8 protein-coding genes are annotated in these 11,948 nt (G+C 59.4%); 4 read left to right on the forward strand and 4 right to left on the reverse strand.

The genetic code is table 11. From position 1 onward, the window contains the following. Window positions 1-41: 41 nt before the first annotated feature. From KI792_11125 to pepN, 4 genes are all read left to right on the forward strand, one after another. Window positions 42-1,733 (forward strand): hypothetical protein, encoded by a 1,692-nt coding sequence (locus KI792_11125; GenBank protein ID MBV6633567.1) that lies wholly within the window; start codon window positions 42-44, stop codon window positions 1,731-1,733. Window positions 1,734-1,796: 63 nt separating this feature from the next. Continuing rightward, window positions 1,797-2,930, forward strand: coding sequence for a glutamate 5-kinase (locus KI792_11130; protein MBV6633568.1), 1,134 nt, complete (start codon window positions 1,797-1,799; stop codon window positions 2,928-2,930). Window positions 2,931-2,938: 8 nt separating this feature from the next. Next, window positions 2,939-3,715: an HAD family phosphatase gene (locus KI792_11135; protein MBV6633569.1), complete on the forward strand. Its 777-nt coding sequence runs from the start codon at window positions 2,939-2,941 to the stop codon at window positions 3,713-3,715. 97 nt (window positions 3,716-3,812) lie between these two features. Continuing rightward, window positions 3,813-6,491 (forward strand): aminopeptidase N, encoded by a 2,679-nt coding sequence (pepN, locus tag KI792_11140; protein MBV6633570.1) that lies wholly within the window; start codon window positions 3,813-3,815, stop codon window positions 6,489-6,491. 10 nt (window positions 6,492-6,501) lie between these two features. On the opposite strand, the gene KI792_11145 is transcribed toward pepN, so the two are convergent. From KI792_11145 to KI792_11160, 4 genes are all read right to left on the reverse strand, one after another. Continuing rightward, complete coding sequence (locus KI792_11145) at window positions 6,502-8,940, reverse strand: hypothetical protein (GenBank protein ID MBV6633571.1); 2,439 nt, start codon at window positions 8,938-8,940, stop codon at window positions 6,502-6,504. Between the two features lie 203 nt (window positions 8,941-9,143). Continuing rightward, entirely contained in the window at window positions 9,144-9,623 is a 480-nt protein-coding gene (locus KI792_11150) for a YrhA family protein (protein MBV6633572.1), read from the reverse strand. 39 nt (window positions 9,624-9,662) lie between these two features. Further along, entirely contained in the window at window positions 9,663-11,180 is a 1,518-nt protein-coding gene (locus KI792_11155; GenBank protein ID MBV6633573.1) for a hypothetical protein, read from the reverse strand. Beyond that, window positions 11,177-11,743 carry an HNH endonuclease gene (locus KI792_11160; GenBank protein ID MBV6633574.1) on the reverse strand — a complete coding sequence of 189 codons (567 nt, stop codon included), beginning with the start codon at window positions 11,741-11,743 and terminating at the stop codon, window positions 11,177-11,179. Before KI792_11160 ends, KI792_11155 begins: the two co-directional genes overlap by 4 nt. Window positions 11,744-11,948 lie beyond the last annotated feature (205 nt).

The raw sequence follows: 11,948 nt of genomic DNA on the forward strand, positions 1-11,948 counted from the left end.
TAATAAGAACAGTAACGTCTAAACTAGAGACGATCGCCCCCATGGATTTTGCACGTTTCCTCCTCGGCATCGCCGTTTTGGTCTTCCTCGGCTATTTCGGCTATCAGGGCGCCGTCAGCTATATGGCTGTCGAGCGCAGTGAAGAAGCCCTCGCCGCCACGGTGCAGGATCTTGAGCGGGTGCCTGACCTCAGCGCCCAACTCCTCCGTTATGACGAGGGTTATGGGGCTGTCGCCGATGTCTACGCATCGCGCGATTACTTCTATCGGCTGATTTTGGGCAATGAGCCACCCGCCGATGCGCTGGTACTGGATCAAAACCGCGATCAGGCAATTCAAGACTGCCTCGGCCGCGCTAAAGAGGATTGCCTCTACCCGCTGACCATTGCGGCTGGTGAAGCCGCCCGCGACCCCTTCCTGCGCGATGCGCATCTGGCTGCCTTGGCCCGCTATTTCCTCGAGAATGGGGAACTTGGCCAGGTTGAAGCGTTAGCACCATCAATCACCGCGCCGCATATCCGGGCCGGGGTCTATGAAGATCTAGGCCGCCGCCTGTTCGATCTTGGACAACGCGATATCGCCCTGACCATGGCCGCACGCGCCATTGCCTCCGTTGAGGAAGCAGAGGATAGCCTGCTGCGCGCGGTTGCGACGGCGGAGCTTGCCTCCATGCTGATTGAACTGGAAGAACCAGGTCGGGCCATCACTGTCCTACGCCAGACCCCAGCGATGGTCTTGGCTGATAGCGATGCCACTGCACCACTTGATCAGGTCCTAAGCCTCCTCCGTATTGCCGCGACCGCGTCTCTGGTTGGCGATACTGTCACCATCCAATCCGCAACCGGCGCCATCCGTCAGATCGATAGCGTTGATAGCGGTCCGGTTCCACGGGCGCGGGTTGAGGCATTGCTGATCAGTGAACTTGCCCGCATGCAGGGTGCTGAAGCGGCACAAGCTGCCTATGACAACCTCGAACGCGATATCGACCGCGCCCTGGCCTACATGCTTTGGGCCCATAATCTGGCGGTTGCCGGTGAAGTGATTGAAGCTGACCGCCTACTTCAAGAAGGCATCAGCATGAGCCAAGAGTTGGGTGTCATCCTCCCAGCCGAGTTGCTGGTTGAGGTGGTCGGCGCCCAGGCTGCGCTGGGCTATTTCCCAGCGGCACAGGTGACATTGAGCAATATCGACATCCCAACCCTGGCTGATGAGGCGCGCTATCTTTTGGCCCGCAACTACTACCTTATTGGCCGGGATGAAGAGGCGGCCGCCTTGCGTCTTGAGGTTTTCACCGATCAGCTTGGCAGCGATCTAGATGCCCTGGCCGGCCAGCCGCCAGAAACCCGTGAGGCACACTTTGCGAGTGTTGATATGTCTCGCCGCGTCCTGCGTTTCTTCCGACGCGGTTGGATCAGCCAATTGCAGAGTTTTGAAGACGCGCTCGCTGCTCGCGATACCTTCGATGGTATGGCGCCCTTGGCAGTGGTTCGCGATCAGCTGGCAAGCATGGACCCGGCCACCATAAGCCGTGACCAGGCTGAGCCACTGCTGGATATCAGCCTGTCCATTCGTGAGAACCTGTCCCCACTGCCGGTCGATACGATGCTGGCCCAAGCCTGTCGCGGCCAAGGCGATCAGTGTCGGGTCGACATCGGTTATCTGCAGGGATATGCGTTCCGGACCTTTACCCTGCCAGCGTTAGATCGCCTCGACCTTGCAGTTGCTGGCCAGTAGGTCTAGGCACTGCTGAACGAGTTACGCGTTCACCAACGCCCCGAAGCCCTGAGTACGAAACCAATGCATCGCCTCGATGCCGCTAAGCGGCTTGTGGTCAAGATCGGCTCCGCCCTGCTGGTTGATCCAGAGAGTGGCGAGCTGCGCGCCGAATGGCTGCATAGCCTAGCTGCCGATATCGCAGCGGCGCGCGCTGCCAAACGAGATGTGATCATCGTCTCATCCGGTGCGGTTGCCCTTGGCCGTCGATTGCTTGGCCTACCATCCGGACGGCTGAAACTTGAGGAGAAGCAGGCCGCCGCAGCGGCTGGTCAGGTCCTCCTAGCTCACCATTATCAGGCCAGCCTCGCCAAACATGACGTCGCTGCTGCACAACTTCTGCTGACCCCTGACGACACCGAGGATCGCCGACGGCATCTGAACGCCCGGGCCACCCTCTCAACCCTTCTGCAATTGGGTGCGGTGCCAGTGATCAACGAGAACGATACCGTGGCCACCTCCGAACTCCGCTTCGGCGACAATGACCGGTTGGCAGCCAGGGTCGCACAGATGTGCGGGGCCGATACCCTAGTGCTGTTGAGCGATGTCGCCGGGCTTTATGAGCAGAGCCCCCACAAGGACCCCAACGCCGCCAAAGTCACCCATATTGACAAGATCACCCGAGAGATCGATGGCATGGCCGGTGCTGCCCTCCCCGGCGACAGTAGCGGCGGTATGGTGACCAAGATTGCTGCCGCCAAGATCGCCACAGCGGCCGGGTGCCATGTGCTACTCGGCGATGGTAAACGCCTAAACCCGCTACAGCAGTTTATGACCGCCACTGCGGAGGTTGATGGCTATAGCTGGTTTGAAGCGACCGCCGAGCCGTCCACCGCCCGCAAGCGTTGGATCGCAGGCCATGTCACCGTAGGTGGGGCTGTCCATCTCGACGCTGGGGCTGTGCGCGCCCTCCGTGATGGGCGCAGCCTGCTACCCGCCGGTGTGGCGCGGGTTGAGGGGCCCTTTGAGCGGGGCGATGTTGTGCGCGTGCTTGATCCCGATGGGGTTGAGCTTGGTCGTGGCCTAATTGCCTATAGCGATGGCGATGCCGCGCGGATCGCTGGACACCAAAGCCGCGAGATCGAAGACATTCTGGGCTTTGCCGGGCGGGAAGAGCTGATCCACCGCGACGACCTCGTGCTGGCGACCAACACATAGGATTTTCGATGCCAATCAAAGCCATCCTTTGGGACTGCGACGGCACCTTGGTCGATAGCGAGCCCCTACACAAACAATGCATCAGGGCTGTCGCCAATCAGTTTGGCGCCAACATCACCGGCGAAGACGTGGACCGCTTCCTGGGCCGCACCACCCAAGCGATCTGGGACTACCTCCATTCCGAACAGGGCCTGACACTGACCTACGACGAATGGTGCGAAGAGGTGCATCGATATTACGAGGCCCATGTGCATGAGGTGGTGAAGCCACGACCGGGGGTCGAGAGCCAAATCCTGCTCTTCGCCGCCATGGGGCTTCGCCAGGCGATTGTCTCGAACAGCACACGGCGGATGGTTGATGCCAGCAGCCTGGTTATCGGGCCGCGCAACTTACTCGAATTCTCAATCAGCGTGGATGATGTCTCAAAGCCGAAGCCGGACCCCGAGCCATATTTCCGTGCAGCCTTGCGCATGATGTTGCCACCCAATCAATGCCTGGTGATGGAAGATAGCCCCACCGGCGCCCGGGCGGGTAAGGCGGCCGGTATGCAGGTCATGGCCTGGCCCCAGGTCGATGACCTGATCTATGACGAGGTGGATTACATCACGGATGATCTCACCACCCCTGATTGGGTACGTATCTTACGGCGACGCCGGAAGCCCAAGCCGTTGATCGCGCGATCACTCGCCGCCGGTATTCCCAACACACCGCCAGAAGATGGTGATGATGGCCCGGACCCCAAAGAAGGGGAAGAGCACCCCACAGCAGCGCCAAAGGAGGAGTGAGCCGACGCTCACTTTTACGCTAGCGCCCTATGGGCTATGCCGCAAAACGCGGCTATGGTGACGCCTCGACATCCATTCGCCTCGAGGGATCTGGTTTATGGCCGCCGAACGCCTTGCCACCACACCCGCACCACCACAGCCGATTTATCTGAAGGACTACGCGCCGCCGGCCTTCATCATTGAGCGGGTCGATCTCGACTTTAAGCTCTATGACGACCATGCGCTGATCACCAATAAGATGGTGCTGAAGCGGAACCCAATGGCCGCCGATCAGCCCAACACGCTGCGACTGGATGGTGAGGAGCTTGACCTCCTATGGGTTAAGCGCGATGGGGAGCTTCTGGACCCTGAGGATTACAAGCTGAGTGATAGCGCGCTGCGGCTTGAGAACGTGGCCGATCAGATCACCCTAGAAATCCTGACCCGCACCAAGCCCCAGGACAACACCAGGCTTGAAGGCCTGTACCAGTCCTCTGGCAATTTCTGCACCCAATGCGAGGCCGAGGGCTTTCGGCGGATTACCTATTTCCTCGACCGCCCGGATGTTCTGACCCGTTTCACAACTCGGATTGAAGCGGACCGTGACACCTGTCCGGTCCTACTAGGCAACGGCAATCTGATTGAAGAGGGCAGCGCCGATGCCGCCCGGCATTACGCCATTTGGGATGATCCGCACCCGAAGCCCAGCTATCTGTTTGCCCTGGTTGCCGGGAACTTGGTTGAGATTTCGGATCGGTTTACGACCCAGTCTGGTCGGGATATCCGCCTTGGTATCTATGTCGAGCCAGGCAATGAGGATAAGACCGCCCACGCTATGGAAGCGCTGAAAAACTCCATGCGCTGGGATGAAGAAGCCTATGGCCGTGAATACGATTTGGACGTGTTCAACATCGTGGCGGTTGGCGACTTCAACATGGGGGCCATGGAGAATAAGGGCCTGAACATCTTCAACACGAAGTACGTGCTAGCCAGCGCTGAGACCGCCACCGATGCGGATTATGAGGGCGTGGAAAGCGTTATCGCCCATGAGTACTTCCACAATTGGAGCGGCAACCGCGTCACCTGTCGGGATTGGTTTCAGCTCACCCTGAAGGAAGGCTTCACCGTCTTCCGTGATCAGCAATTCTCCGCTGATCAAGGCGACCCGGCCGTAAAGCGGATCAGCGATGTGCAGGGCCTCCGCGCGGCACAGTTCCCAGAGGATGCGGGCCCCCTCGCCCATCCGATCCAGCCCGCCAGCTATATTGAGATAAACAACTTCTACACCGCCACGGTGTATGAGAAGGGTGCGGAGGTCATCCGTATGCTGCACACCCTGGTTGGGCCAGCAGCCTTCCGCAAGGGTACCGATCTGTACTTCGAGCGGCATGATGGCCAGGCGGTGACCTGCGAAGATTTCATCGCGGCCATTGAGGATGCGAGCGAGACCGACCTCACCCAGTTCCGCCGCTGGTACCACCAGGCTGGCACACCAGAGGTAAAGGCGCGCGGCGAGTATGATGAGAAGGCGCAGCGCTACACCCTGACGTTTGAGCAATCCGTGCCCGAGACGCCAGTCAACGCGCCGCGTGAGCCGCTGCAGATACCTGTCCGCATGGGTCTGGTCGCCCCCAATGGCTTTGACATGCCGTTGCGGGTGGACGGTGACGAAGAAGACAACGTCCACAGTGGCGCGACAGAGCGTGTGCTGACGCTGACCGAAGCCAGCCAGAGCTTTACCTTCACCGATGTGCCAGTGCCGCCGGTGCCGTCCCTCTTCCGCGGCTTCTCAGCGCCGGTCCGTGTCGATTTGCCGGTCGATGATGCCCAACTGACCTTGCTGGGCAGTAGTGATGTGGACCCGTTCAACCGGTGGGAGGCCGGGCAGACCTTGGCCAGCCGTGTCATGCTGCGCCAAATCACCCATGGGACCGAACCGACCGCCGCCAATGAAGGCGCGGTGATCGACCTGTTCAAAGCCAACCTCGCAGCACCCGAGGCGGCGCACCGCTTCAGCGCCATGCTGCTGACCCTGCCATCGGAGGGATACCTAGCGCAGCTGGTTGAGGAGATTGAGCCAAGCCGCATCCACGAGGTGCGGGAGCACCTGCGCACCGCCCTGGCAGAGTCATTTGAGAGCCAGTGGTACTCGCTCTATGACCGGCTTAGCGCCGATGCCACGCCGCGCCCGCATATGGCGCAGATTGGGCGCCGCAAACTGCGCAACATTGCCCTGAACTATCTATTTGGCCTCCCCGATGGTCACGGCATTGCCTTGGCCAAGCGACAGTATCAGCTGGCCGATAACATGACGGACCGTTTATCAGCCCTGTCGCTGCTAGTGGATAGCGGCGGCCCAGAGGCTGATGCCGCCCTTGCCGATTTCCACCAAACCTGGCGCCATGATCAGCTGGTGGTTGATAAGTGGTTCATGATCCAGGGCCGCTCTACCCATCCGGATACGCTGAACCGGGTTCGCACCCTGATGGATCATCCGGACTTCAACCTGAAGAACCCAAATCGTCTGCGCTCCCTAATCGGTGCCTTTGCCGCCGGTAACCCGCTGCATTTCCATGCGGCCGATGGCAGTGGCTACAAACTGCTGATCGATGTGGTGATTGAGCTGAATGCCATTAACCCGCAAACGGCGGCGCGGCTGCTATCGCCGATGCGGCAATGGCGTCGCTATGAACCAACAAGGCGGGAAATGATGTCTGGCGAATTGACCAGACTGTTGGACCAGCCCGATCTATCGCCAGACGTGTTTGAAGTCGCGAGCAAAAGCCTCAAGGGCTGACTTGATTTGCTTAAGCTGACCCGTTGTTGAGCACCGTCGCGGCACCAGCGCCAGCGGTAGCATCTTCCATTTGGTTGCTAGCAAGGCCCATGATCGCGCGGGTCATGGCTTTGTGTGACACCGGCTTTTCAAGCAGGGCGTCAAAACCAGCGGCGGTAAGGAAGTCACGGGCTAGTGGGCTCATGTCACGCTCAACCAGGCCGATGACCGGCGGGTGACCTGCGCGTTCATCAAGTGCTTGCAGGATGGCAAGCGCCTGGCGCTGATCTTCCTCATCATTGCCAATGCCAATCAGCAGAAGATCGGCGGAGGCGTCCAGACGCTCCATCATCTTCTCCATCGAAGCGAAGGCGCTAACCTGCCAGCCATGGCTCTGCATCAGGCTGGAGAGGTGCTGACGATCGGCTGGGTTAGTCTCAAGTACCACGGCAACTGACGCGGCGGAGGTCAGGGCCGAGGCGGCATCCAAACCGGTTACCTGGTTCATCAGATCGGCAATGCGCGCCTCAGTCAGGCGCAGGCTGTCATCACCCTCAACCGGGTCAATCACCCGCAGGCGCAGGACCGAGAATAGATCATCGGCGGTCATGGGCAGGGTCATCACATGGTCTGCAACCTCACCAGCCAGCGGGTCCAGGGCACTACCCAGGTTCTGGGCTAGCGCGATACGACGCGGTGCATTCCGACCCTCACGAAGGCGTTGGGCCAGTGAGAAGGCGCGGCCCGGATGTGGGCCGGAGGCGATTATCGCCATATCAAAGCTAAAGTCGCGGCCAGCCTTGTTGGCAGGGCTGTTGTTGTTCACAGCATCCATGGCCGCCATCTCATGATCGGCGAGGACCACATCGGCGCCAAGGGCACGAAGTTGGTCGGCCAGAACCTGACCACGAACCGGGCTCTGATCAACGATCAGATAGGCGCGACCCTCAAGTTCATCAGCGGCGGCAACTGGCGCGCCCGGGCTTGCCAGCGGCAAGGTGACAGTAAAGCGGCTACCCAGACCCGGTTGGCTATAGGCGCGGATATCGCCGCCCATGGATTGGGCCAGATCGCGGGCGTCGGCAAGACCGCGGCCAACACCGCGTTGGGTTGCATCAAACGGCACGGCCATGGAGGCGCGGCCCGGTTGCACCTGAACCTGATCGTGGAAGATCAGCTCACGATCCTCGGCGGCGATGCCGATACCGGTATCCAGGACAGTGATGCGCAACTCACGGACAATCCCTTCAAAGGCAAGATCAACGGTGAGCACAACGCCGCCGCATGTGGTGAACTTGAACGCGTTACCCAGAAGCTGGCGCAGGATGATGCGGAGAGCATTGGGATCAAGATCCAGGGAACTCGGCACACTTGGATCGACATAGATTGCGCTGACGATACCGCGCTGTGACAGGGCACCAGCAGCCTCAATCATGGCGGTGTCGAGCAGTGGCAGCAGATCGGTGATCTCACGCTGGATTGCTGCACTCAACCGTGGCAGGGCCGGAGCTGGAGCCATCGGACGGCGTGGGGTCTTTGCAACGGTCGGGGTGCCGCCGGTGTCAGAAGAACCCGGCATATCACCAATGGCGTCGGCCCATTCTTCCTCAGGGCTTGGCGCTGGCTTGTTTTGATCAAAGACATCAGCAACCACCTCACGGATCCGCTCCATACCTGCCGCGGTGCCCTTGGCAACCATTGGCAAGGCTGGGGTGGTAGGCGCCTTCTCTGGCGCAACCTCTAGGCCAAGATCAGGGTGGATAGCATCGGCCATCTTGCGATGCATAGCGGCCCGACGCTTCGCATATCGGTCATCGCCATCACGAGCTGGCTGGGCCCAGATTGCCTGGCGAATACCGAACCATTGCGGCAGATGCCAAAGCAGCATCAGACCAAGCGCGATCTGCGCCAAAACACTAATGCTAAGGGCAGAGAGCATCAGAAATTGGTTCTGGGCTTGGGCATCCAAGATCTGACGCTGTCCGGTTTCAACATGCTCACGGCTATCGGCAACCAGGGCGTGCATCAGCGGCACAAAACGGTCCAGACGGGTGGCAATGCTGCTTGCAGTGCCACGGTCACCTTCGCTCAACAGGCGAATATCAGGATCAAGGGTGGTCAGCAGACGCTGCAAACCGTCGAGGGTGGCGCGGGCGCCAAACACCTTGGTGAAGGCATCTTTCAGCACCGCCTCTTCATTCAGGGCATTCTGTGCCAGAAGGCTGTCGAGGGAGGCATGCATCATGGTCTGATGAACCCGGACCGGAGCGTTCACGCCGGCACCACGACGTTCAACCGCCGCGATCAGGTTCTTTAATTTTGCCTCTGTGGTCAGGGCCGCAATATGCGGGTTGGCACGCCAGTCACGGGCCAAATCACCCACAAGCTGTTCCTGCCGCTCGGCAAGATGCGCCATGGCACCCAGGGCAAGCAAGCTGGTGACTAAAAGACCGCCAATCATCCGACGCATGGCAAACACTCCTAAAACTCCCGTTTTCGGCGCCGTTCTGGGCAAGTGGCCCGCCCCACCACCATGGTGAGCGCGGAATCTTTTGCCGACGGTTGAATGCCGAAACCGGTCTGTGACGGGAATGTCGCAAACAGCGTGCCAAGCGGGTTAAAACCGCCCCGGCAAATTGGTTAATTTTTGAGGGTAAATCGGGCTTAGAGCGCCTAGCCCATGCGCTCTTTGATCATGCGGGTCAGCATGCGCCGAAGTGTGGCAGCGGAGCGATAAAGCTCACCATCCAAGCGCTCACACTCCTGATAGACAAAGCTGCCATCTGGCTGTCGTTCAATCACCAGCGTTTCCTCACCGGTGGTGCCGATGACCAGTTGATTTGGCCCATCCACACCGCGACCTGGGGTTTGGTTTGCCGTGACCAGTGACGGCACCGTGTAGTTGCGATGGGGACGTGGCACATCTTCGGTGCCAAACAGCTGAATACCGTTCCAGTTCAGGCCGTTAGCCAACCCCAGAAACATCGCAAAGTCTTCTGGGAGGGCGAATTTGCCAATACCATCCAGGGCCTGATTTGCCGCTGCAACCTCATCATCGGCCGCCGGTGGTTGGACCACGGCAAACTGGGCAATCCGCTCCAGCAATTGGGGGATGGTGGGATCATCATCGCGATGATGCGAGAGCTCAGACATGGCTTAGCCGCGTGGGTTTGGGTGCATCGATACGGCTAGTTAGCCGGGACTGACACCCGGATCAACCCGCCCTTGCCTGGCGTTTGATGGCGGTGTTGTTGGATCGATAACGGGATCGTCCTGACACTTCGGCGGGCCACTGCGCTGATACGGCATGGTCGGCTTAAACCAAGAGCCCTCAGGCATCAAAACCCGCACGATGGCCGTCTCGTTCGGCTTCAACCGCTCGATCTGTGGGTCCAGATGCTGGTGGATTGCCAGGTGATAGGGCTGATTTGGGATCAGGATGAAGTTATCGAAATCATTGGCCCGGGCTGCCACGCGCGGGTCACCGGCACCGCCCAACGGATGCTTGTGGTGCACTGATAGCCCCTCGGGTGAGAAGCCCTGGCGCATCCCTTCAACTTCACAATCGGTGAGCTGATAAGCCTCTTTGATCTCATCGCCATGCTCTTCGACGAGCTTGCGAAGGAACTTACGCTTGGCCAACAAACCCTCGTAGCGCAGCACATCAACCTTCTCGCCATCGACCTGTTTGAAAGTCTTAACCCGGCGGGTGTAGGCAATCTCAGCGATCGGCATGCCGTAGTTATCGGATGCCGGACCGGAGGCGTAGATAATCCGGTTCTTAGGCTCTTGGCTCTTCTTCCGCCCTTTGCCACCTTTGCGGCGGCGCTCCATGGTTGGGTAAGCGCTCTCAAACTTGATCGCTTCGCGAATAGCGTCCAGGTCCCAGGAGCGGCCGTCATGATAATCATGATCTCCCGGCACCAAAATTTCTGGGAACTCATGACCAGCTAACGCAGCCAACTCTGGCAGATGTTGGAAATCTGTCGCCTGGACGTACTTACCGCGCTGTTCTAACGCGCCCAGTTCCAGCAAGAGTTCTGCCCGTTCTTTGAGAGCGTCCTGAAGCGCGTCAGCGCGCAGCTTGGCTTGCCGAGCTTCTTCTTGAACCTCTTCGCGCTGAAGCTTTTCAGCCCGCCGCTGCTCCTCTTTAGCCTTTCGAGCAATCCGTTTTTCTTCCCGGATCTGGATACGACGGTCAGCCTCCGCCTGATGCTCAGCCTCAAGACGCAGGCGGGTTTCGGTAACCGCTTCAATACTGCGCTTAGGTATGCGGAAGATCGGACCTTTAAGCAGCGGTAGCTTAATGGTGCGCTGTCGGCTCGGCTTAACAGTGTCGATCTGTTGGTGGAGATACTGACCAACCTTGGCACCGAAAGGTTGCTTCGGGATCAGCACCATATTGCTGAACTCGTTCGTGCCCTTCTTGTCAGTTAGCGGAATAACCCGACGGATCGCAAAACCGACCGGCGCATCGCCCTCGGCCATGGCGGCGATTTCGTCATCGGTAATGCCATTGCGCTTAAGCTGACCAGGTCTCGTCTCTGCCAAATGGGCGAGGAATTCCGCATCTGCCTGGCGCGCCTCGCGCCGCACTCTGTTCAGCTCCTTACGGCCACGATGCTGATAAGGATAGACGCTGTGGTTTAGGCCAAAGGGTGGATCTTCCTCTGGCATCTTGAAGGCTTGGTTCTTGCTGTTCTGGCTCATGGCGCAAGCCCCCCAAGATCAGTCCGGGGTGCCGTTTTCGGCGCTGCCACACGAGGTAGATCATCGCCGCGCCGGTCTTGCCAAGCATCGCGGCGGGCAGCGGCAAAGGCAGCCAAATCGTTGGCTGGTGGTACGAATACAGGGCCCTTAACCACAGGCAGCTTGACCGTACGACCGCGACTAACCTTTAGGCTGCCAAGCTGGGGCGCCAGGTAAGCGTGGATCGCGTCGTGATAGGGGGTTTGTGGCAGCAGGACCAGGTTATCGCGGTCATTGGTGCCGCCGGTGGAGTCCAATGGCTTGATGTGATGAACGGCAAAGCCTTCAGGCACGATGCCCTCACGCATGCCCGCGATCTCTTTCGCGGTGATGCCAAGTGCGGCCAGCTTCGGGCCTTCGCTCTCGGCAATATCGGTGATGAAGTCGCGGCGGATCTTGGTGAACTTGCCCTTAATCTCGTCATAGTCCCGCCGAGCCCGCTTCACATAGCGGTACTCAATCCAATCCAACCCAAGGGGCGGATCATTCTTCGGTGGAACAAAACGGCGGCGGCGGCGCGCCATAGGGCAACTCCCTCACGGAATTCGGGCATCAAAACTAAGTGCCAATCTTCAGCAGGTTGGTTCGAGGGAGAGAACCAATCGCGGGGGTAGCGCGGGCTGGATGCGTCCAAACGCTGCTAGTTCATAGCGGTACCTAAACTTACCCAACCTTGACGAAAGCGTCAGGAATATACTGACAAATCAACAGCCTGATTACGCAAGTAAT

The organism is Alphaproteobacteria bacterium SS10, assembly GCA_019192455.1.
Taxonomy (GTDB): Bacteria; Pseudomonadota; Alphaproteobacteria; order TMED2; family TMED2; genus TMED2.